The organism is Novosphingobium sp. 17-62-19, from assembly GCF_002256775.1.
GTDB lineage: Bacteria > Pseudomonadota > Alphaproteobacteria > Sphingomonadales > Sphingomonadaceae > Novosphingobium.
In genome coordinates this window covers 15339-37777 of record NZ_NCII01000022.1, presented here as the reverse complement: position 1 = coordinate 37777, position 22439 = coordinate 15339, and the positions used below count along the sequence as shown (strand labels likewise).

General features: G+C 62.8%; 22 protein-coding genes. 12 read left to right on the top strand and 10 right to left on the bottom strand.

What is annotated here, in order from left to right; genetic code table 11:
- The coding region (locus B7X90_RS06225; RefSeq protein WP_292622694.1) for an NAD(P)-dependent oxidoreductase at positions 1–655 on the top strand (655 nt) is incomplete at its 5' end.
- A gap of 152 nt (positions 656–807) precedes the next feature.
- On the opposite strand, the gene B7X90_RS06220 is transcribed toward B7X90_RS06225, so the two are convergent.
- From B7X90_RS06220 to B7X90_RS06210, 3 genes are all read right to left on the bottom strand, one after another.
- Positions 808–1716, bottom strand: a complete 909-nt coding sequence (locus B7X90_RS06220) for an SDR family NAD(P)-dependent oxidoreductase (protein WP_292622692.1) — start codon at positions 1714–1716, stop codon at positions 808–810.
- An 80-nt stretch (positions 1717–1796) separates the two neighbouring features.
- Complete coding sequence (locus B7X90_RS06215; RefSeq protein ID WP_292622690.1) at positions 1797–2897, bottom strand: branched-chain amino acid aminotransferase; 1101 nt, start codon at positions 2895–2897, stop codon at positions 1797–1799.
- A gap of 345 nt (positions 2898–3242) precedes the next feature.
- Positions 3243–3785, bottom strand: a complete 543-nt coding sequence (locus B7X90_RS06210; RefSeq protein WP_292622688.1) for a hypothetical protein — start codon at positions 3783–3785, stop codon at positions 3243–3245.
- A 55-nt stretch (positions 3786–3840) separates the two neighbouring features.
- Between B7X90_RS06210 and B7X90_RS06205 the strand changes: the two genes are divergently transcribed.
- The 4 genes from B7X90_RS06205 (at position 3841) to B7X90_RS06190 (ending at position 5937) form a co-directional block, all read left to right on the top strand.
- Positions 3841–4566, top strand: coding sequence for a TlyA family RNA methyltransferase (locus B7X90_RS06205; RefSeq protein WP_292622703.1), 726 nt, complete (start codon positions 3841–3843; stop codon positions 4564–4566).
- Positions 4567–4711: 145 nt separating this feature from the next.
- Complete coding sequence (locus B7X90_RS06200; RefSeq protein WP_292622686.1) at positions 4712–5266, top strand: TspO/MBR family protein; 555 nt, start codon at positions 4712–4714, stop codon at positions 5264–5266.
- A gap of 67 nt (positions 5267–5333) precedes the next feature.
- Entirely contained in the window at positions 5334–5585 is a 252-nt protein-coding gene (locus B7X90_RS06195) for an accessory factor UbiK family protein (RefSeq protein ID WP_292622684.1), read from the top strand.
- An 82-nt stretch (positions 5586–5667) separates the two neighbouring features.
- Positions 5668–5937 carry a hypothetical protein gene (locus B7X90_RS06190; protein WP_292622682.1) on the top strand — a complete coding sequence of 90 codons (270 nt, stop codon included), beginning with the start codon at positions 5668–5670 and terminating at the stop codon, positions 5935–5937.
- Here B7X90_RS06190 and B7X90_RS06185 read toward each other — a convergent pair.
- Positions 5934–7271: a PAS domain S-box protein gene (locus B7X90_RS06185; RefSeq protein ID WP_292622679.1), complete on the bottom strand. Its 1338-nt coding sequence runs from the start codon at positions 7269–7271 to the stop codon at positions 5934–5936. The two genes, B7X90_RS06190 and B7X90_RS06185, sit on opposite strands and share 4 nt — an antisense overlap.
- A gap of 81 nt (positions 7272–7352) precedes the next feature.
- On the bottom strand, positions 7353–8561 hold the full coding sequence (locus B7X90_RS06180; protein WP_292622678.1) for an aminotransferase class I/II-fold pyridoxal phosphate-dependent enzyme: 1209 nt from the start codon (positions 8559–8561) through the stop codon (positions 7353–7355).
- A gap of 88 nt (positions 8562–8649) precedes the next feature.
- On the opposite strand from B7X90_RS06180, the gene B7X90_RS06175 reads away from it, so the two are divergent.
- A complete protein-coding gene (locus tag B7X90_RS06175) occupies positions 8650–9951 on the top strand; it encodes a phospholipid carrier-dependent glycosyltransferase (protein ID WP_292622675.1) in 1302 nt (433 codons plus the stop codon).
- Between the two features lies 1 nt (position 9952).
- Here the strand turns inward: B7X90_RS06175 and B7X90_RS06170 are convergent, their stop codons facing one another.
- Genes B7X90_RS06170 through B7X90_RS06160 form a run of 3 tightly spaced genes read right to left on the bottom strand, consistent with a single transcriptional unit; the run spans position 9953 to position 12782 of the window.
- Entirely contained in the window at positions 9953–11077 is a 1125-nt protein-coding gene (locus tag B7X90_RS06170; RefSeq protein ID WP_292622674.1) for a glycosyltransferase family 2 protein, read from the bottom strand.
- A gap of 12 nt (positions 11078–11089) precedes the next feature.
- Entirely contained in the window at positions 11090–12148 is a 1059-nt protein-coding gene (gene leuB, locus B7X90_RS06165; protein ID WP_292622673.1) for a 3-isopropylmalate dehydrogenase, read from the bottom strand.
- Positions 12149–12173: 25 nt separating this feature from the next.
- On the bottom strand, positions 12174–12782 hold the full coding sequence (locus B7X90_RS06160) for a recombination protein O N-terminal domain-containing protein (protein WP_292622701.1): 609 nt from the start codon (positions 12780–12782) through the stop codon (positions 12174–12176).
- A gap of 96 nt (positions 12783–12878) precedes the next feature.
- Between B7X90_RS06160 and apaG the strand changes: the two genes are divergently transcribed.
- From apaG to B7X90_RS06145, 3 genes are all read left to right on the top strand, one after another.
- Positions 12879–13277 (top strand): Co2+/Mg2+ efflux protein ApaG, encoded by a 399-nt coding sequence (apaG, locus tag B7X90_RS06155; protein ID WP_292622672.1) that lies wholly within the window; start codon positions 12879–12881, stop codon positions 13275–13277.
- Positions 13278–13289: 12 nt separating this feature from the next.
- Positions 13290–14087 (top strand): LysR family transcriptional regulator, encoded by a 798-nt coding sequence (locus tag B7X90_RS06150; RefSeq protein WP_292622671.1) that lies wholly within the window; start codon positions 13290–13292, stop codon positions 14085–14087.
- 94 nt (positions 14088–14181) lie between these two features.
- Positions 14182–16203, top strand: a complete 2022-nt coding sequence (locus B7X90_RS06145; RefSeq protein ID WP_292622670.1) for an EAL domain-containing protein — start codon at positions 14182–14184, stop codon at positions 16201–16203.
- A gap of 12 nt (positions 16204–16215) precedes the next feature.
- Here B7X90_RS06145 and B7X90_RS06140 read toward each other — a convergent pair whose 3' ends face one another.
- A complete protein-coding gene (locus B7X90_RS06140; RefSeq protein WP_292622669.1) occupies positions 16216–17478 on the bottom strand; it encodes a multidrug effflux MFS transporter in 1263 nt (420 codons plus the stop codon).
- Between the two features lie 75 nt (positions 17479–17553).
- Here B7X90_RS06140 and dinB point away from each other — a divergent pair, with 75 nt between their 5' ends.
- A complete protein-coding gene (gene dinB / locus B7X90_RS06135; protein WP_292622700.1) occupies positions 17554–18702 on the top strand; it encodes a DNA polymerase IV in 1149 nt (382 codons plus the stop codon).
- Here the strand turns inward: dinB and B7X90_RS06130 are convergent.
- Complete coding sequence (locus tag B7X90_RS06130; protein ID WP_292622668.1) at positions 18681–19160, bottom strand: NUDIX domain-containing protein; 480 nt, start codon at positions 19158–19160, stop codon at positions 18681–18683. The genes dinB and B7X90_RS06130 overlap by 22 nt on opposite strands.
- A 188-nt stretch (positions 19161–19348) precedes the next feature.
- Between B7X90_RS06130 and B7X90_RS06125 the strand changes: the two genes are divergently transcribed.
- Together B7X90_RS06125 and gspD are read left to right on the top strand one after the other, a co-directional pair.
- Positions 19349–20185, top strand: a complete 837-nt coding sequence (locus B7X90_RS06125) for a type II secretion system protein N (protein ID WP_292622667.1) — start codon at positions 19349–19351, stop codon at positions 20183–20185.
- Positions 20182–22428 carry a type II secretion system secretin GspD gene (gene gspD, locus B7X90_RS06120; RefSeq protein WP_292622666.1) on the top strand — a complete coding sequence of 749 codons (2247 nt, stop codon included), beginning with the start codon at positions 20182–20184 and terminating at the stop codon, positions 22426–22428. Before B7X90_RS06125 ends, gspD begins: the two co-directional genes overlap by 4 nt.
- Positions 22429–22439 lie beyond the last annotated feature (11 nt).

Genomic DNA, 22439 nt, shown 5'->3' with positions numbered 1-22439 from the left:
CGACATCGCCGCCGGGATCGACGACGGCGCACGCCTCGCCTTCATCGCGCACGACAATCCCGACATGGCGCAGGGCGATGCGATCCGGCTGCGCTGTGCGGGGCTGCTGGTCAACGTGGTCGACCGGCCCGAACTGTGTGATTTCACCACGCCTTCGATTCTGGACCGCGACCCGGTGCTGATCGCGGTGGGCACGGGCGGGGCCTCAGCAGGGCTGGCGAAGATCCTGCGGTTGCGGCTGGAGCGGCTGCTGCCTCAAGGGCTAGGCGCGCTGGCCCGCGCGCTGGAAGAGGCGCGCGAGGGGATGCGCGCGCGGTGGGCTTCGGTGGCGGATCGCAGGCGTGCGCTGGATGCGGCTTTGGATGAGTGCGGAGAACTCGATCTGTTTCGTGCGGGGAGTGAGGCGAAGGTTGGCGCGTGGCTTGTGTCGGGCGCAGAAGGACAGTCTGGGCGGTTCGAGATCGTGTTGACGTCGAACGATCCCGAAGATCTTACGCTACGCGCGGCGCGGTTGCTGGGGCAGGCCGATGTGGTGGTGCATGAGGCCGGTGCTGCACCAGAGATACTGGCACGCGCGCGGGCCGATGCGGTGCGGGTGCCTGCAGGCTCGGTGGAGCCTGCAGGCGGCATCGTGGTGGTGCTGCGGTCGGCTTAGGCCAAATCCTCCCTGATTTTCCGAAGGACAATCGGGGAGGGGGACCGCCAGCGACGCTGGTGGTGGAGGGGTAAGAACCCCCTCCGTCAGTCACCTGCGGTGCCTGCCACCTCCCCATTTGCACTTCGTGAAAACGGGGAGGATCTGAACACTCACCCCTTCATCGCCGCCTGTAACTGGCTGATGATCACGTGCGCCTGTTCCGGCCCCGAACGTGGCACGAAATCCTCCGCGCGGTCGCTGATCTTGTCCCAGTTTGCGGCGAAGCCATCGACGGTCTGCTCAGCAGGTGCCAGCAGCACGCCCTTGTTCATCGTCACCCACGCCGAGTGATAACCGCCAGCGCCTGCGCCAACGATGGCGTTGGTGGGGGCATCTTCGGAGACGAGGAAGAGTGCGGCGGGGACGACGCTTTCGGGATTGAACAGCTTGAACGCTTCTTCGGGGAAGATGTCCTCGGTCATGCGGGTGGCGGCGACGGGGGCCAGCGTGTTGACCTTGATGTTGTTCTTCGCGCCTTCAAGGTAGAGCGTCTTGGTGAGGCCTGCGAGGCCGAGCTTGGCGGCGCCGTAGTTTGCCTGGCCGAAGTTGCCGAACAGGCCAGAGGAGGATGCGGTCATCAGGATGCGGCCGTAGTTCTGTTCGCGCATCAGATCCCAGCAGGCCTTGGTGGCAAAGGCCGAGCCGATCAGATGGACGCGCACCACCATCTCGAAATCGGCGGGGTCCATCTTGGTGAAGCTCTTGTCGCGCAGGATGCCGGCATTGTTGATCAGCACGTGGACGCCGCCCCAGCGCTCCTTGGCCTTGGCGACCATCTCGACCATCTGTTCGTATTCGCTGACCGAGCCGCCGTTTGACATGGCTTCGCCGCCAGCGGCCTCGATTTCCTCGACGACCTTCAGCGCCGCGTCGGAATGGCCAGTGCCATCGCGCGATCCGCCAAGATCGTTGACCACGACTTTCGCGCCGCGCTTTGCCAGTTCGAGCGCATAGGCACGGCCAAGTCCGCCGCCTGCGCCGGTAACGATGGCCACGCGGCCTTCGAAGGAAATGCTCATGCCAGACACTCCACAGACACCCTAATCGGGCGTTTAACACGCGGTGAGCGATGCCATGCGCCGCAGCGCATGGCAACTGGTCAGGCGATGCGCTTTACCCAGCCGTGCGTATCGGCAATCTCACCACGCTGGATGCCGACGAGCTTGCTGCGCAGCTTTTGCGTCAATTGGCCCGGACCGCCCGACCCGATGGCGAATTCACCGCTGTGGCTGGCGACCTTGCCCACCGGGGTCACCACCGCAGCCGTCCCGCAGGCGAAGGTTTCGAGCAGCTTGCCCGAAGCCGCATCGGCCTGCCACTGGTCGAGGCTGTAGCGGCCTTCGCGCACGGTCAGGCCTTCTTCAGCGGCCAGTTTCAGCAGGCTGGAGCGGGTGATGCCGGGCAGGATCGTGCCGGTCAGTTCGGGCGTGAGGATCGAGCCGTCATCAAACACGAAGAACAGGTTCATGCCGCCCAGTTCTTCGACCCATTTGTGTTCCTCCGCATCGAGGAACAGCACCTGATCGTGCCCGCGCGAGAAAGCCTCAGCCGTAGGGACAAGGCTGGCGGCGTAGTTGCCGCCGCATTTGGCCGCGCCGGTGCCGCCGGGGGCCGCGCGGGTGTAGTCGCTGACCCAGATCGACACGGCTGGCGCACCCGATTTGAAGTAGTTGCCCGCCGGGCTGGCGATGACCATGAACTTGTACTGCTTGGCCGGTCGCACGCCGAGGAAAGCTTCGCTGGCGAACATGAAGGGGCGCAGGTACATCGAGCCGCCTTCGACCGTGGGGAACCAGTCCTTGTCGGTCAGCACCTGCTGGCGCACCGCTTCAATGAACAGCTCTTCGGGCAGTTCGGGCATCGCGAGGCGGCGGGCCGAGGCGTTGAAGCGTTCGGCGTTGGCTTCGGGCCGGAACAGCGAAATGCCGCCATCTGCAAGCCGGTATGCCTTCAAGCCTTCAAAGATTTCCTGCGCATAGTGCAGCACGGCAGCGGCGGGATCGAGCGCGATCGGGCCGTAAGGGATGACGCGCGCGTCGTGCCAGCCCTGACCTTCAGTATAGTCGATCTCGACCATGTGATCGGTGAAGGCAGTGCCGAAGCCGGGGTTTGCCAGCACAGCCGCACGCACATCCGCAGCAACCGGGGCCGGGTGCGGGGTGCGGGTGAACGTCATGCTGGTTTCGGCGGGCGTCGCCATCGGGGCAGTCCTTGCGCTAGAATCGAAGATGCAGCGCCGTGAACTATTGTTGCGCGAAAGGCAAGCGGAATGTAATAAATGTGAAGGGCTTAATCGAAACTCAGCGATAATGCCTCGCGCGGGACTGTACCGACCTCTGTGCTGAACCATGAGACATCGGATCACCTCCTTTCGCGCTGTTGAGCCATAAGCCGCAGCCTTGCAGGGCTGCTGAGCCGGTCAGATCATCTCTGCCCCGGCCTTGATTGGAATGTGATTCATTCGGGCGGAAACAACAAGTCTTGCGTGAAATTTTTTTGCCGTCACAATCTTCCGCTCGCACTCGCACAACATGCGATTTTGCGCTTATCGTCGGCAGTCCTCCGCTACCCGCGCAACTTCTGGCCAGGCTGGCAGGTAGAGCGTCGGCAATCCGTTGATTTCCACGGTAAAGCGGCCACGGCTGAAAGCCATGGCGTCCAGCAACCGGTCATTCGCGGGCAATGTCACCACCAGTTGCGGCGCGCCTTGCGGTGCAGGCTCTGCTGAAAGCGGGCGGGTTTCGCTGGTGGTGGCCACTGTCATCGGCAACGCCCGTTGCGCCGTTCCGGTGCGGATCAGGCTGACGGTGCGGGCCGCGCGGTTGCAGGCCATCGCAAAAAGGGTGGAGCCTGCCGAACCGAACCGCGCGGTCCCGTTGTCATAACGCCAGTCCCCCGGTGTCTGCGGGGCGTCACGCCAATCCTTGAAAGCAGGCTGAGCCGGCGGCGGTGGTGGAGGCGGCGCAGGCCGTGATGTGGGCTGCGGCGCGGGCGGGGGCACCACCTGCGGCGCATTGCAAGCGCCCACCATCAGGGCGAGGGCACAGGAAAAAGCCGGGGCGAATTGCGCAGCGCGATTGATCTTCATGGGGCAGTTATGGAAGGAACGCGCCGTGACCTCAACCCGCCCCCCAAAACAGAAGATGCGCGTGGACCAATTGCTGGTGGAGCGCGGCCTTGTGGAAAGCCGTGCGCGTGCGCAAGCGCTGATCCTTGCTGGCCTTGTTTTCACAGGCGAAACCAAGATCGCAAAGGCAGGGCAACCGCTTGGTCTGGACGCTCCGCTGGATGTGCGCGGGCGCGACCACCCGTGGGTTTCGCGCGGTGGGATAAAGCTGGCGCACGCGATCGAACACTTCGGCCTTGATCCGACGGGCGTGACCGCGATGGACATCGGCAGTTCTACCGGTGGGTTCACCGATGTGCTGCTGCAGGGCGGCGCCGAACACGTGTTTGCGGTGGATTCAGGCACGAACCAGCTTGCTTGGAAGCTGCGGCAGGATCCCCGCGTGACGGTGCTGGAGCAGACCAGCGCACGTATCCTCACCCCCGGACACATCGACCGGCCAGCCACTTGGGTAGTGTGCGATGCAAGCTTCATTGCATTGCGCAAAGTGTTGGAAGTGCCGCTAAACCTTGCGGCGCGGCCGACGCGGCTGGTCGCATTGATCAAGCCGCAGTTCGAAGTTGGCCGGGCCGAAGTGGGCAAGGGTGGCGTCGTGCGTGATCCGGCGCTGCATAGCCGTGTGTGCGACGAGGTGCGCGAATGGCTCGAAAGTGAAGGCTGGGCGGTGCAGGGCATCGTGCAAAGCCCGATCACCGGCCCGGAAGGGAACGTGGAATTCCTCATCTGCGCGGAACGAAGCTGAGTTTTTCCCCGTTCCAGAGTTTTCCCCCGTTATTGTCTCCACACGGGGTTGCCGCCGGATGGAGTTCGCATTGCGCCGGACGCTGCACCCCGCCAATATCCCGCACGAATCGCGCATTGCACTTTGTGCCTAACCAACGGGTGACATGAACTACCTCGCTTCTTCCGGCCAGCTTCGCGCCAGCCTTCTGCGCTGGTCCCTGTTTACGGTGCCATTGATCGTTGCACTCGGCTTTCTGGCCGGGCAGGCTGCGGGAAGCGGCCCCGGCAATCCGTGGTTCGATGCGCTGAAGAAGCCTGCTATCTATCCGCCGCCAGCCGCATTCGGCATCGTGTGGTCGGTGCTTTATGTCATGATGGGGGTATCTTTTGCGATGATCCTGTCGGCGCGCGGGGCGCGGGGGCGTGGGTTGGCGGCTGCGGCTTTCGTGGTGCAGTTGGTCCTGAACCTTGCATGGTCCCCTACGTTCTTTGCGCTGCACCAGATCACCGGCGCGTTCTGGATCACCGTTGCGATGGCTTTGGCCATCGTGCTCACGATTGTGCTGTTCTGGCGCATTCGCCCGGTCGCAGGGATGCTGCTGCTGCCCTATCTGGCATGGGTCTGCTTTGCCTCTGTGCTCACGTATCAGTTCCTGCAACTGAACCCGGATGCGGATGGCGCGTTTGGAACATCCAGCACGGTACGCGTGGAAATCTGATTGCATCTTGCGGGGCGGGCCTTGTCTGCCCACATAGCAGGCCTAACCGCCAAGCAGGACTTGCCCCATGCAGACTGAAAACCCCGTGTTCGCCGATTTCGTCAAGCTGCTGAACAGCGCTGCCGGGACGATTGCCGGAATGGGCCGCGAAGCGAGTGAAAACGCGCGCGAAAAGGCAAAAGAAGTGTTCGGTGGGCTGGATTTTGTCAGCCGCGAGGAGTTTGACGCGGTCAAGGAACTGGCTGCCTCTGCGCGCGAGGAAGTGGAGATGCTGAAAGTGCGCATTGCGGCGCTGGAATCAGCAACCAAGGGCGAATAGCCTCCGGCGCGGGAACCGCTGCTGCCTGTCACGGATTGAACCAGCCGAAAGGTGCCGCTTCGGCACTGGCAGGGAACGCTCCGTGTTTACGCAACTCAACCCGACAATCCCCTTGCACGTACTGGGCAAAGGCGATGGTTATGCCATCGGCATGATCGATTATGGTCAGGAGCACAATCTGATCTGGGTCACCGCGCTGGATGAATCTGGCGAGATATGGTGCGCACCCAACCATAAGGTCCGGCTTGGCAAAAACTGGACGATGGGGCGCGGGGAAAATCGGCTGATAACGGATGACAAACGCGTGGAGCGTGAGGCCGAGGACGGGACAGAGACGCCCAAGGCGGCCTAACTGGCCAGCTTACGGGCAGTTTCAATTGAACAGGTCAGCACCCAGCGCACACCTGCCGGAGCATAATCAAGCGTAACGTCCGCATTCAGGCTGCGCGCCGGAATGTGCCGGATCAGAGTGGTGCCAAAGCCAGATCGTTCGGGTTCGCGCGGCGCTGGTCCACCGCTTTCGCGCCACTCCATGCAGAAGCAGTCATCCCGCTCTTCCCATGACAGCGACACGTTGCCCGATGGCGTGCTGAGTGCGCCATATTTCAGCGCATTGGTGGCCAGTTCGTGTAGTGCCATGCCGATAATTTCCGCCGCTCTTGGGCTGAGCATCATCTGATGGCCAACTACCTGCACTTGCGCCCGGCTTTCCGGGGCCAGAATGGCCATCTGTGCATTGGCCAGTTCTGCCATATCGATTGTGGACCAGCCACGGCGCACGAGCAAATCCTGATTGGCCGCAAGACTGGACAGGCGGCTTTCGAAACGCTGCAGAAATTCTGGGTCGTTGCCCCCTGAACGGCGAGCGAGTGCCTGCACTACGGCCAGCAGATTCTTTGACCGATGGTTCACTTCCATCAGCAGGACCCGGATCTGCTCTTCCTTTTCGAGCATCTCGGTGACATCGGTATTTGTGCCGAACCAATATAGGATCTGGCCCTCATCGTCGCGGATCGGGAGCGCGCGAGACAGAAACCAGCGATAGCTGCCGTCATGCGCACGCAGGGGGAAAGTGTCTTCCCATTCACTGCCAGCGGCCATGCTACGGACAAAGTGATCCATCACCCGCTCGACATGATCGGGATGATGGACCTTGTCCCAACCCCAGCCATCGGTCGAACCCTCTGGCACGCCGGTGTAGTCATACCAGCGCTTGTTGTACCAGCCGATCGACCCGGAAGCGCCAGCCACCCACGCGAGTTGCGTGATGTTGTCTGCCAGCATCCGAAAGCGCGCCTCGCTTTCCTGCTGTGCGCGCTGGCCCTCAACCCGTGCGGAAATGTCACGCGCGATCTTGCTGGCACCAACGATGTTGCCAGCCTTGTCGTACACTGGTGAGACTGTGATCGAGACGGGGATCCGGGTGCCATCTTTGCGGCAGCGGAGCGTGTCAAAGCTTTTGACCCGTTCGCCACGCACTACGCGTGCGATGATGTCGTCTTCCTCGGATTGCCGGTCAGCGGGGATCAGCTTGCGGATCGACTGGCCGACCATCTGGGCCTCGGTGAAGCCGAAAATCCGCGTGGCTGCCGGGTTCCAGCTGAGGACCGTGCCGTTCAGATCCTTGCTGATGATCGCATCGTCGGAGGACTGGATAATAGCAGACAGATGCGCTTCGACCAGCAAATCGGTATGCTCCGTTGCGACCCCACCCCCGCGCGGCACCTTAGGCAAACACCACGGCAATGCAACCGGTGAGAGCCGCGATCAAAGCCCGGCCTTGCGCAGGGCCTGATCCAGATCCTCGATCAGGTCGTCCGGGTCTTCAAGGCCAACATTGAGCCGCAGCATCCCTTCGCCCACGCCCATGTCGGCGCGGGTTTCTGGTCCGACACCATAGTGTGTGGTCGATGCCGGATGGCACATCAGCGAGCGCGAATCGCCGATGTTATTCGAAATGTCGATCAGTTCCAGCGCATCGAGCAAGGCGTGGGCCTGCGTCAGACCGCCATCGAGATGGAACGAAAAGATCGTGCCGCCCGCCTTCATCTGCTTCTTGGCCAGTTCGTACTGCGGATGGCTCGGCAGGTGGGGGTAGAGCAGGCGCGGCACGCGGGCCTCGACGAAGCTGGCCACCTTCATCGCATTCTCGCTCTGCCGGTGGATGCGCAGGTCCAGCGTTTCCAACCCTTTGAGCACTACCCAGGCGTTGAACGCGGCGATGTTCGGGCCGGTGTTGCGCTGGAAGGGCAGCAGCACGTTGTTGATGAATTCCGCCGAACCGCACACCGCGCCGGCCATCACGCGGCCCTGTCCGTCCATCATCTTCGTGGCGGAATAGGCGACGACATCCGCGCCGAACTCCATGGGGCGCTGCAAGGCGGCAGTGGCAAAGGCGTTGTCGACCACGGTGGTGATGCCTCGGCTTTTGGCGAGGCCGCACACGAACTCCAGATCGACCACGTCCATCGTCGGGTTGGCGGGGCTTTCGAAGAAGAACACCTTGGTGTTGGGCTGGATCGCAGCTTCCCATGCCGCATTGTCCGAAGCATCGATGGTCGTCCCGGTGATGCCGAAGCGCGGCAGCAGGTTGTCCACCAGCCAGCGGCACGATCCAAACGCGGCCTTGGCGGCAACGATGTGGTCGCCTGCCGAAAGCTGGCAGAGCAGCGCTGTGGTCATCGCGGCCATGCCGGTGGCCTGCGTACGGCACGCCTCGGCCCCTTCCATCAGGGCGATGCGTTCTTCCAGCATCTGCACGGTGGGGTTTTGCAGGCGTGAATAGGTCATGCCCTCAGCCTCGCCCGCAAAGCGCGCGGCGACGGTGGCGGCATCGTCGTAGGCAAAGCCCGAAGTGAGGAACAGCGCCTCTGACGTCTCACCCATTTCCGAACGCCACGTGCCTCCGCGAATCGCTTGGGTTGCGGGGCGCCACTTGGTGGTGATCGAACGGTCCTGGCCAGTCGTGCGTTTCATGCCGCTTGCCTTAGTTTTGCGCGAGGTTTGGCGCAAGCGCGATAGGATTGCGAACTTGCAGGCAACAGCCTAATCCACGACGCAGATGATGCTCTCACTTGTTGATCGTCCGCGCGAGAAGGACCCCGCCCTGTGGTGTGTGGGCATTGCCGTCGCTTTCTTTATCGTCGTGCTGCATCGCCTTGGCATCCCGTCAACGATCATGTTCGATGAGGTGCACTATCTTCCTGCCGCGCGCCGCCTGATCGACCTGACAGAGCGGCTCAATCCAGAACACCCGCTGCTCGCCAAACAACTGATTGCGTGGTCGATGCAACTGGTGGGCGATACCGCGTTTGGCTGGCGGCTGCCCTCGGCGGTGCTGGGCGGCATCGGCCTGTGGGCAATGATGCGGGCGCTGTGGTGGGCGAGCTTGTCGCGCACCGCCACGCTCTTGTTCGGCCTGTTGATCGCCACAAACTTCATCTGGTTCATGATGGCGCGGATCGCGCTGCTCGACATGGCGATGGGCGGGTTCATGGCACTGGCCGTGTGGCAATGGGCGCTGGCATGGCGCAATCCATCCGGCAAGGAAAGCCGTGCGCGGCTGCATCTGATGCTGACTGGCCTGTTCCTCGGCCTCTCGCTCGGCGCAAAATGGAACGGCGCGCTGCTGGTGCCGCTGCCCGGCTTGGTCTTCGCCCTCAATCGCTGGGAAGCGCTGAAGGGCCGCCGCATCGGGCTGCTGTGGAGTGCGAAGGGTGCTGGGCCTGTCCCCGGCCTATCGCTGATCGAGGCAGCGCTGTGGCTCGGCGCGCTTCCCCTGCTGGTCTATTTCGCCACCTTCCTGCCCGCATTCTTTTACGAGAAAGATCCGCTGACCATCGGTCGCTTGATCGAATGGCAGCAATATATGCTGCAATTGCAGGACAGCGTGAAGAAGCCGCACACATATATGAGCGTTTGGTGGCAATGGATGGCCAACATCCGGCCGATCTGGTTCCTCTACGAGAACGTCGACGGCGCTCAGCGCGGCGTGCTGATGCTCGGCAATCCCTTCACCATGCTGGCAGGGCTGCCCGCGCTGCTGTTCTGCGCGTGGGATGGCTTTAAAGGCAACCGCCTGCGCCTGCTGGTCTTTGCGGCCTATACTCTTCTCGTCGGCTTCTGGGCGATCAACGGCAAGCCTGTGCAGTTCTACTACCACTACATGCTGGCCAGCTGCTTCCTGATGGCGGCGCTTGCACTGGTGCTGGCCGAGTGGTGGGACCTGGGCCTGCGCTGGCCGGCCAAGGTAACGTTGGTTTTGGCCTTCGGCCTGTTCATCGGCTTCTACCCGATCATCTCGGCAGGGGAGCTACCGCGAAAGGACTCGTTTCGCGATTACACCTGGCTCGATAGCTGGAAGTAGCTCAGTACTTGCCCCAAACGAAGCGTGAGGACAGCGCGAAGTTCCAGACCGAACCCAGCACGATGCCCACGATCACTGCAATCACCGCCGGAAACCCGATGGTTTTGAGGACAGCAGCCGAGCCAATGTTGGTCAGCAGGCCGAGCGAGCAGGTGAGGGCGAACTGGGACCAGCCACGCAGCAGCGGGCCGAAGCCGCGTAGACGCTTGTCCGAATAGGTCAGCTCGTTGTTCAGCACGAAGTTGAAGGTCATCGCGATGATCGCTGCCAGCGTATTGGCGGTGTTGAACGTCGCGCTTTCCGACCAGTTGCCATAGACGAAGCGTTCGCCCGCCACGATCTTGAGCAGCACCCACAGCGCACCCAGCTGCACCGCCACGCCCATCGCGCCTACGGTGCCGAACAGCGCAAAGCGCGTCGGGATGATCCGGCCCAGCCACTTGTCATACAGGCCAACGAGGAATTCGAAGATCACGGTCTGGTCCAGCTTGCTCTCGCCCTCGGTCCGGGCGACGAAATTGAGGGGAAATTCCTTGACCTTCAGCGGCTTGTCCACAGTGGCCAGAATGTCGAGCAGGATCTTGAAGCCCACGCCGGAAAGGCGGTGCGCATCTGCCCGCAGCGTTTCGGCGCGCAGCATGAAGTAGCCGCTCATGGGGTCGGACAGTTCCACCCCGGTCACCTTGTTGGCGATGCGGTTGGCAAGGCCGGATGCCTTGACCCGATCCGGGCGGCCCCATTCGGCCGTGCTCGCTCCTTCGGCAAAGCGTGAGGCATAGGCTATGTCGTATTCGCCGCCCTCCACTGCTGCCAGCATCTGCGGCAGCAGTTCGGGATCGTGCTGCTGGTCGGCATCCATCACCGCAACGATGGGCGCGGCGGTGGCGCACATGCCCTCGATCGCGGCAGAGGCCAGCCCACGCCGCCCGATGCGTTCGATCACGCGGATGCGCGGATCGGACAGGCTGATGCGGCGCGCTTCCTCGGCAGTGCCATCGGGGCTGTTGTCATCGACGAAGATCGCTTCCCACGCCACGCCCTGGAGCGCAGCGTCGAGACGCGCGACCATGGGCGCGATGTTGGCGCGCTCGCGGTAGGTTGGGAGAATGACGGCAAGTTGTAGCATTGCTGGCGGCCCTTAGAGCCTTGCGAGCACCGCGTCACCAACTTCTGTCGTGCCAGCCGTCCCGCCAAGGTCACGGCCCAGCACGCCATCAGCCAAAGTCTTGGCAACGGCGGCTTCCACGCGGTCCGCCTCAGCCGTAAGGCCCAGCGAGTGGCGCAGCAGCATTGCGGCCGAAAGGATCGTCGCCATCGGGTTGGCAAGGCCTTGCCCTGCGATATCGGGGGCAGAGCCATGAATCGGTTCATACAGCCCGAACGTGCCGAATTCGGTCTCACGCTCACCCAGCGAGGCCGAAGCCAGCAACCCGATGGAGCCGACGCACATCGAGGCCTGATCCGAAAGAATGTCACCAAACAGGTTGCCGGTCAGCACCACGTCGAATTTGCCAGGCGCGCGGACGAGCTGCATCGCCGCATTGTCGACATACATATGTTCGAGCGCGACTTCGGGATATTCCTTGGCCACTTCGATCACCACATCGCGCCACAACTGGCTGGTTTCCAGCACGTTGGCCTTGTCGACCGAACACAGCCGCTTGGCGCGGCCCATCGCGGTGCGGAAACCGACATGGGCGATGCGGCGCACTTCGCTCTCATTGTATGACATCACGTCATAGCCTTCACGGTCACCGTTGGCGGCGGTGCGGAAGCCCTTTTCGCCAAAGTAGACATCGCCGTTCAGCTCACGCACGATCACCATGTCGATGGCGCCTGCCACTTCGGGGCGTAGCGCGGAGTGGCTTTCAAGGCCGCTGAACACCTTGGCTGGGCGCAAGTTGGCGAACAGCGTCAGTTCCTTGCGCAGACCGAGAATCGCCTGTTCGGGGCGCAGATGCCGCTCCAGCGCGTCGCAATCAGGATCACCCACTGCGCCAAACAGGATGCCATCTGCGGCGCGCGCAATCTCCAGCGTTTCGGGGGGCAGGGGGTGGCCACTGGCCTTGTAGGCCGCGCCGCCGACCAGCGCTTCGGTCATGTCGATTCCGGCAATGCCCAGAGCTTCGATCACCCGCACGGCTTCGCGCGTTACTTCGGGACCGATGCCATCGCCCGGCAGAACCGCAATTTTCATCAACAACCCCTTATGTCCGTTCCCGTCACCCGCCGCCGATCCGGCGCAGGCGCTCGATCAGAATCGCGCGCGCCCCCATAACATCGCCCGCCCGATCGGCAAGCAGACGGTTGGCAATGGCCTTGCCCTGCCGGTCCAGCCGGGCAAGCAGGCTATCCCAGTCCTCCTCAGGCGGCGGGACGGGAGCAGCGCCATAACCCACCTCGCGCAGCAGCAGCACTTCGTATCCAGCCAGCACGCGCGCCCAGCCCCGCGCCGATGGCGCATGGCAAATCGCATCGAGCAGCGCGGCCAGCGAATCGTGCAGCAGTGGATAGGCATGGCCTTCGGGCAGAACCGACGCCGTCAGCACACAGGCCCACGTGATCCCCGCACTGGGCAGCGGTTCCGAAAGCCATGGGCCACGGCTGGCTACCAGTTCGACTCGCGCCGATGGCAATTGCGACGAGGCCCGCGCGTGCACTTCAATGGCCACGAGATTGCCCGGAATCAGGACCGGTCGCAGCTCGCGCCCGCGCGCTCCGGCAACATAGGCGGCGGCAAGTCCGTGGTCGGCGGTCATCACCCGCACGATCGCGCCATGTTCGCCGTTTGGACGCACGGAACAGACAATAGCGGGCGCACGGATCAGCATGTCGGATGCTCTGCGCCGCATCGTCTTTTGGGGCAAGCGTTACAAAGTTGCACAAGCCGATTGGAACAATGGCCATTCTGCGATAGTTTAGGCGGCATGAAGCAGCTTTTCCAGCACGCCGCGATGACCGAAGGGGTCACGGTGCGAGTCGCCGTTAGCTTTCTGCCCGAACAGTCGCGGGTGGAAGCCGGCAAGTGGTTCTGGGTCTATCACATCCGTATCGAGAACGACTCTGTGCAGCCCGTTCAGCTACTTTCGCGACACTGGCGGATCACTGATGGGCGCGGAATGGTCAATTTTGTTGATGGCGATGGTGTGGTCGGTGAACAACCCGTCCTCCAACCGGGGCAAAGCCACGATTACGTTTCGGGCTGTCCGTTGGGCACGCACAACGGCAGCATGGAAGGGCACTATACCATGCAGCGCGCCGATGGATCGCTCTTCGATGTCGCTATCCCGTTTTTTCCGCTGGCTGCGCCCGCTCCGGCAAACTAACGACGTTTCATCATGAAACGGACCCACCTCCCGCTGAACGGCCTGCGCGTTCTTGATGCTGCGGCACGGCATCTGTCGTTCACGCGTGCTGCCGATGAACTGGCGGTCACTCCGGCGGCGGTAGGTCAGCAGATTCGCGCCTTGGAAGACCTGCTCGGCGTCGTCCTGTTCCGCCGCACCTCCAAGGGGCTGGAACTGACGGACGAGGCGATTGCTGGGCTCGATGCCATTCGCGAAGGTTTCCTGCGCTTTGAAGAAGGCGTGCAGGCGATACAGGCCGGGCAGTCCAGCCATGTCTATACCATTGCTTGCCCACGGGATTTCTTCGCTGCATGGCTATCGCCGCGCCTTGCCGAATTCCGTGCGGGCAATCCGCAGATGCGCTTCTCGCTGGTTGGCGGCGATGCCGATATCGATTTTACTGAAGCCAACCTTGATCTCGCAGTGCGCTGGGCCGAAGGGCCGGGCGATCTTGAAGGGATGGCGCTTGGGCAGCCGCTGATGGTCACCATTGCGGCACCCGATGCTGCGCCTGATTGCCCATGGATCGGCTGGCCTGGTGATCCCGCCCCCGGTGGCGGCGATGTCGGGTTCTCGGTCGGTGATGCTGGCACTGCGATCAGTGCGGCGCGGGCTGGGCTCGGTCGCGCGCATGTACCGTTGCAACTCGCACAGAAAGCTATCGCTTCGGGCCGGGTCGTGACCCATGGGGAACCACAGGTTTCACGCCGCGGTTACTGGCTGGTCGCGCCCTTGCCGCAATGGCGTCAGAAAAAGGTCAAGGCGCTGGTAGACTCCCTTTCGGCCTAAATCGCGAAGTCAAGGGCAGTCTGCTCGCATTCGGCGCAGTTTCTGCATTACCCCTTACGCCCTGTTAACTGTCCTTCCGTAATCATCCGCACCGATGAAGCCCCGGTCGCGACATTTCACCTGCATTTCCGCGCTACGCAGCGGATGGTCACGGCTGATACGCGCCGGTGGCCGATGGGGGCAGCACGAGGGCGACAGCTTTACGCTGGCCTACGCTCACAGCCTCGCGCATCGGCTTCCGCTGCTTTACATGGTCGTGGCATTCAATGCGCTGCTGGTGGCTTTGCGCTTCCGCAGCGAAGTGCCCTTGTGGTTGACCCTTTTCGGGCCGTTGGTGCTGGGGGGCTTTGCCATATGGCGGGCGATCTACTGGCGTCCAAGAGCGGTTGCGGCGCGTTCGATTGCGATCCTGCGCCGCGACTTGCGCATGATGAGCTGGCTCGGTGCCATTTCCGGGTTCATGTTCGCGCTGTGGGGCATGGTGCTTTATCCTTTCGGGGACGCGGCCGAACAGTCGTTCATACACTACATCATCGCCGTCACACTGTTTTCCGGCATCCTCGGGCTGGGTCACTCGCCGCTCACTGCGCTGCGCATTGCGATTGCGATCACCATTCCCACCACCGGGCAGATCCTGTTCATCGGCCACCCCAATGCGGTGCTGGTCATGCTGGTGCAGGTTGTGGTGACGACGATCCTGCTGCTGATTGCCAACAGCCATCACCGCGATTTTGTGCGGCTCGAACTCTCCCGTCAGCAGCTTGTCCGGCGTGAGCGGGAAGCCGCGCAACTGGCCGAAGAGAACCTTTTGCAAGCCACGATCGATCCGCTGACCGGCGCGCTCAATCGGCGGGCGATTCTGGCGCGGCTTGAGCAGGAACTGGCCAGAACCAGCACAGAACCCGAAGATACCACAAGCAAGGCGTGGCTGGCGCTGATCGATCTCGATGGCTTCAAGCATATTAACGATACTTATGGCCACGCGGCAGGCGATACAGTGCTCGCCGCCGTCGCCCATCGCCTTGCCACGTTTGCACGAATACGAAGTTTCGGGAGGCTTGGCGGAGATGAGTTTGCCGCCATCTTCGATCCCGATCTTGATGAGGATGGGGTCAGGTCGCTTGCTACCGAACTGTCCGAATCGCTGCGCGCGCCGGTGCTCCATGCCGGCGCGGTTCTGCGTTTGTCCGGCTCTGTTGGCGTGCATCGTATGGATGGTCGCAGTGCGAGCGACTGCCTCGAACGTGCTGACGCCGCGCTCTACAAGGCCAAGGAGCAGTCAGACGGCGCGGTGATCGTGTTCAGCCCGGAAGACGAAGCTGAACTTCAGGCTCGCGCCGCCATCACCCGCCTGTTCAATGACAGCGATCTCGCAGATCGTCTGCGCCTGCTTTACCAGCCGATCATCGATGGCGAGACGGGCGGCGTGACTGGATTCGAAGCTTTCGTCCGCTGGAGCCCTGATGGCGAACGCTGGCTTGCCCCCGGCCAATTCATGGCGCTGGCCGAAGCAACCGGCCGCACGGGTGAACTGACCCGTATGGTCATGACCCGCGCCCTGCGTGAATGCCGCGCATGGGAATACGGGCGTACGCTTTCGATCAATCTCGCCCCGCGCGATGTAATGCGCGCAGGTACTGCCGACGCGCTCGCACGGCTGGCCGAGGAAGCGGGCGCTCCGCCCAATGCGATCATCCTGGAAGTGACCGAACGCGCGCTGATCGCTGATCCGCGTCGTGCCGAGGCCCAGCTACAGACCTTCCGCGCCAAGGGTTTCCGCATCGCACTCGATGATTTCGGTGCGGGCTGGTCCAGCCTCAGCCAGGTCCATCGCCTGCCGCTCGACATGATCAAGATCGATCAGGAATTGTCCCGCGCACTGGTCAGCGATCCGGGCGCGCGCACCCTTGTCGGCACGATCATCTCGCTGTCTTGGCAACTGGGCATCGATTGCACGATTGAGGGCGTTGAGGACGAAGCACAGGCCGAAACCGCCCGCGCGCTCGGCATCCGGCTGATGCAGGGCTATCACTTCGGTCGGCCCGAACCGGCAGAGGCTGCGCTTGCAGCCATTGCAGCAGCGCCCGGCAACGAAGTGGTTACCCTGCGGGCCTGACGCCCTGCTGCATCAATGCTCCAGCACAATCGGGCGCGGCGTCCCCGGCGGGTGGATGCGGCGAAACAGCTTGCCCTTCTCGCGGTAGAGCACGAGCACGAGGCTGAGCACGCCGCAAACCAGCAGCGCGACTGCCAGTGGGCGGGCGGAATCATTATAAGCCTGCCCCACCACGATCCCGATAGCCGATCCGATCACCATGCGCAGGAACGCGTGCATCGAATTGGCCGACCCTGCCGTGCTGGCAAAAGGTTGCAAGGCGATCGAATTGAAGTTCGCGCCGATGAAGCCGATCAGGATCATATTCAGGATCATCAGCGGCATGAACTGCCACAGTGATTGTTCGGCCAGATTGGCAAACCACAACTGCGCTGCGCTCACAACGATGAACAACAGCACCGCTGTATGAGACACGCGCCTTGCGCCAAACCGCTCGACGATGCGCGAATTTGAAAAGTTCGCCGCGGCCATCATCAGCGCCGAAAGGCCGAACAGTAACGGAAACGTCGCGCCCGCGCCAAAGTGCTCGGCCACCAGCTGCTGCGAACAATTGATATAGCCGATCAGCGCCCCGAACGTCACCGCGCCGCCCAGAACATAACCGATGGCAGAACGGTTGGTCGCCGCGCCGGCCATGTTCACCGCAATGGCCATCGGCCTGATTGGTTGGCGATATTCAGGGTGCAGCGTCTCGGGCAGGCGCATGAACACCCACGCCGCCATCACCAACCCCATGGCGGCCAGGAACACGAAGATCCAGCGCCACCCGGCAAACAGCAGCACAACCTGCCCGATGCTCGGCGCAAGCATTGGCACCACCAGAAACACCACGGCGATGATCGACATCTGCTTGGCCATCTGATCGCCCGAAAACCGGTCACGAATGATCGCGCCAGGCAGCACGGCAAGCCCGCCACAACCCATAGCCTGCAAAACACGCATCACCAGCAGTGCGTCGAATGAGGTAACCAGCGCGCAACCAATCGAGAACACAACGTAAATACCGATGCATGACAGCAGCACCGGTCGCCGCCCGTAGCGGTCCGCCAAAGATCCGGGGAACAGCGAGGCAAAGCCCGAAGCCAGCATGAATGCGCCGATCACCAGTTGCCGCCGGTTAGGATCGGAAACGCCAAGATCGCCTGCCATAAAGCCCAGGGCTGGCAGCATCGCATCCACGGCCAGCGCCTGCAGCGCCATCACCAGAGCCATCATGGCGATGGTCTCACGCTCGCCCATCGTTCGCTGGCGGGTCGGATAATCGTTTGAAGGCATAACGATCTAGTGGCCCAGATTGCCAGCGATTCCTACCCTTTATGTTGCATCGCAAAAGGGCGTAACGTGGACGCGATGGAATCGCCCGCCGCCTCGACTGTTGCCTCAATCGAACCTGATCGCACGGCCACGGGCATCCGCAAGATCATCCATGTCGATATGGATGCGTTCTTTGCCAGCGTGGAGCAGCGCGATGATCCGTCCTTGCGTGGGCTGCCCGTGGCGGTCGGCGGCTCGTCCGGGCGAGGGGTGGTTGCCGCTGCCAGCTACGAAGCGCGCAAGTTCGGCGTGCGCTCCGCGATGCCCTCAACCCGCGCGGTGCAGCTTTGCCCGAACCTGATCTTCCGCAGGCCGCGCTTCGATGTCTACAGGGCAGTCTCGCAGCAGATCCGTGCTGTGTTCCTGCACTTTACGCCCCACGTCGAACCGCTCTCGCTCGACGAAGCCTACCTTGATGTGACTGACGATGTTCGCGGAATCGGGTCGGCCACGCGCATCGCCGAACTGATCCGCCAGCGCATCCGCGCAGAGACCGGCCTTACCGCCAGTGCAGGCGTGTCGTACAACAAGTTCCTTGCCAAGATCGCCAGCGACCAGAACAAGCCTGATGGCCTATGCGTGATCCGCCCTGGTGAAGGCACCGCCTTTGTCGCCGCGCTTCCCGTCCGCCGATTCCACGGCATCGGCCCGCGCGGTGCCGAAAAGATGGCCAAGCTGGGGATAGAAACAGGGGCGGACATCCGGGCAAAAGACCTTGCCTTCCTGCGCGCAAACTTCGGAAGCCTTGCCGACTATCTCTATCGCGCGGTGCGCGGCATTGATCTGCGGCAGGTGAAGGCTGATCGGCCGCGCAAATCGGTGGGCAGTGAGCGGACGTTCGAGCGCGATATCTCCTCAGGCAGCGCACTGCGCGAAACGCTGGAACACATCATCGACATCGCATGGGAGCGGATTGAACGCAGTGGCGCAAAGGGCCGCACGGTTACGCTCAAGATGAAATACAACGACTTCACCCCCTGCACGCGCGCCAGATCGCTACCGCGCGCGATTGCAGACCGGGCGGAATTCACTGCGCTGTCACGCGAATTGCTCAATGCGCAATTGCCGCTGCCCAAGCCGATCCGCCTGATGGGCCTCACGCTTTCAGCCTTGGAAGGAGAGGAGCCGGACGAGGACGAAGAGGCTGTCACTGCCCCGGTGCTTCAGGCCGAATTGCCGTTCTGATGCCACTTCACGATCATTTCGCGCACGGGGCGACTGGTCTTCTCAGGCAAGGCATCGGGCGCAAAGAAGCGCGCTTCCTCAATCTCGCGCCCATCCGGCGTGGGCACGCCCTCGGCCTGTCCACTCACCAGCTCGATCAGATTGGTCCAACCGTTGCGGGCAATGGTCACTGTACCAAGATGCACCGCTTCGCGCAGAACGCATCCTGTCTCCTCACGCAATTCGCGTGCCGCCGTGATGGTCGGGCTTTCATCGCGGCCCAAACCTCCGCCCGGCAACATCCACATATCGCGCGCGTGATAACTGTGCCGCACCAGCAAAACGTGGCCATCGGCATTGGCGGCAATCACGTTGCATCCACGCACCTTGCGCTTCGTCAGTCGCCAGAACCAAAGGCGCAAGGCTTGCGCGGTGCGCAGTGCCACGCGATGAACCGGACCGGGCAGGAAAGATAGCATGGTGGGGAGTCTGGCCTATTGGCCACGGCTTGTCATGCACGTCCTGCGCAGCTTGTCGGGATTGCCACCATCTTGTCACACCACCGTAGCAATTCACTGCTTGGGCAACATGAAGGGTCGATAGGCGGCAGGCGTTTGTGAATCGGTCCCATGCGTCTATGCCTGCGCCTTCGGAAGGGAAAACGCGTTTGAGATTCGGGGGAATCACGCTGCCAAGGCCGGGAAGCATTTCCGGTTTGCCATCACTGCACGCGGTGCTGTGGTGGGTTCTGGCCGTGGTCATCGCTCTGCTTGGCGCTGCCCTCCTCTGGGCGCTGGTCACACCGGTCTCACCGCTGGGCAACTGGAAGCCGCAGGGCGTGCGCATGATGGCCCCAACGGCGCGTGCCGCGATTTTCGCCAGCGTCGATCCGTTCAACCGCGATGCCCCTGCCGCACAGGCTGAATCGTCAGGCGCGGTCACCTCGCTCGCGCTCACTCTCTTCGCCACGCGCGCCACACCGGGCGGCGGTGGCACTGCGATCATTGCAGGCGGTGATGGGGTGCAGCAGGTTTACCGGGTGGGAGCCGAAGTGCAGCCCGGCGTCACACTAGCCGCTGTCGCCTTCGATCACGTTGAACTGTCGCGCAATGGGGCGAACGAACTGCTCTATATCGACCAGTCCGGGGCCGCGCCCGATGCGGACAAGGTGGTTGCCGCCAATCCCGTGGCCCCGCCACCCGGCACTGGTTCCACCGGCGGAGCCATCAGCGTTGATGCCTTGCGCTCGGGCGTGAACTTCGGCCCGCGCGCCGAAGCTGGGCGCGTGATCGGCCTTGAAGTCCTCTCTTCCGGCGATGGCAGCACCTTCCGCGCCGCCGGGTTCGAACCGGGCGATGTGATCCAGGCGATTGATGGCAAACCCGTCACCGGCGCACCGGATGCCGCCACGCTATCTGCCGCCCTGCGCCCCGGCGCTTCGATTTCGGTCACTGTAAAACGCGGTGATCGCCAGCTTCCTCTTGCTATAACATTGGCACCATGAACCTGCGCAAGCTTCTCGCTCCGAAGATGCTCCTCGGAGCTGCCGCCCTCGCTCTGGCCGTGCCGCAGGCCGCGTGGGCACAATACACGCTCAACGTGCGCGAAGCCGATATCCGCGCTTTCGTGGCCGATGCTGCCGAAGTCACCGGGCGTACGTTCATCGTCGACAGCCGCGTGCAGACCAAGGTTAGCGTCGTGTCGGATCGTGCGCTCAGCCGTTCGGAATACTTCGAAGTGTTTCTCTCCACTTTGCGCGCCAATGGTCTAGTGGCGGTGCCTACCGGCAACGGCGCTTTCCGCATTCAGCCTGCCGATGGGGCTGCCAGCAATCCCAGCCGCATCGGCAGCCGTGGCGCGATGCAAAGCCAGATGGTCACCGAAGTGATCCGTCTGCGCGCGGTAGACGCTGTGCAGGCCGTGGAAACGCTGCGCCCCTTGGTCAGCAAGGAAGGCGCGATCACCGCCAACAAATCCGGCAATTCGCTGGTAGTGGTGGATTATGCTGACAACATGCGCCGCATCCGCGCGCTGCTGGCCGATATTGACCGTGACAATGCCGCCACGCAGACCGTGATGCTCGATCACGCTGGCGCGCGTGAAATCGCCACGGCACTGACGCAACTGGTGCCCGCTGGTGGTGAGGGCGGGCGTTCGCTCGCCACCGTGGTTGCGGTGGACAGCGCCAATGCCGTGCTCATGCGCGGTGAACCTGCCACGCTGGCCAAGATGGCTGCGATGGCGCGCCAGCTTGATGCAAAGGCGGCAACGGGCGGCGAAATCAAGGTCGTGTGGCTCGATCATGCGGATTCGGCGGCGCTTGTTCCGGTGCTCGAACGTCTGGTCGGCGGGCAGGGCGGCGGCGAAGTCGCCTCGGCCAGCGCCTCACCCATTTCGCTGGGCGGAGTGGGCGGCAGCGGCACGTCGACCGCCGGAACGCAAGGCTCGACCGGTCAGGCGGCAGCCACCGGCGGCACGGCGACCAGCCCTATCGGGGCGACGGCAGGCGGGCTGGGCAGCGGTCCGATCAAGCTGGCCAATGGGCGCGGCACGGCCACGATCACCCGCTATCCGGGCGCAAATGCAATCATCATCGCTGCGCCCGCTGACGATCAGCGCCGTATTTCCGAATTGATCCACCAGCTTGATATCCCGCAGCAGCAGGTGCTGGTCGAAGCGATCATCGTTGAAATTTCCAACAATGTGGCGCGCGAACTGGGCGTCCAGCTGCTGTTCGGTGGGGAGAACAAGCCATTCACCGTCACCAATTTCTCCAACTCGTCGCCCAACATCATCGATATTGCGGGCGGGTTGCTGGCAGACAATTTCGACCAGACGACGACGCTGATCAATGGTGAGACGGTTACCACGTCAACCAACAGTGCCACCGGCGATCTGCTGCGCCAGAATGCGGTCAATTCGATCAGTTCAGCGCGCGGCGGATATACCGGGTTCCTGACCGATCTGGGCAACAACACCTATCTTGGCGCACTGATTACTGCGGTGCAGACGGACCGGGATTCCAACATCCTGTCCACCCCGCACATCACCACCAACAACAATGTCCCGGCCTCGATTCTGTTCGGGCAGGAAGTGCCGATCTCCACCGGGGAAGCGCTTTCGCAAGGCAATTTCAATGACCGCTTCCGCACGATCCAGCGGCAGAACGTGGGCATCGAACTGGACGTGACGCCGCAGATCAACGCAGGCAATCTGATCCGGCTGGACCTGCGGCAGGAAGTCAGCTCGATCGCGGGCACGGTTTCGCGCACTTCGAACGAACTGATCATCAACAAGCGCGAGATCAAGACGACCGTGACCGTGGGGGACCGCGAGATCGTGGCACTGGGTGGGTTGTTGGATGATAACGAGCAGCGCACCTTGCAGAAAGTGCCGTTCCTTGGCGATATTCCGATCATCGGCGAAGTGTTCAAATCCCGCGCGCGCAGCCGGGTGAAGACGAACCTGATGGTGTTCATCCGCCCCACGATCCTGCGCAATGCGGCTGACCGTCAGAACCTCGCCGCGCGCCGCTATGGCACGGTGCGTGAGGCGCAGTTGAACTTCGAGCCGAAGCGCGAACCGAGCATCGACGAACTTATCGTCGACTACATGGGCGCGACTCTCCCCGCCGCGCCTTCTGCACAAGTGGCGGTAGTGGCTCCCGGCGATACGCTGATCCGCCCGCGTGCAACGCCTGCGCCGCTGGAGCAGTCTGAACTTCCGCCGAGCAGCGCGCGGGACTGATCCGGTGGATG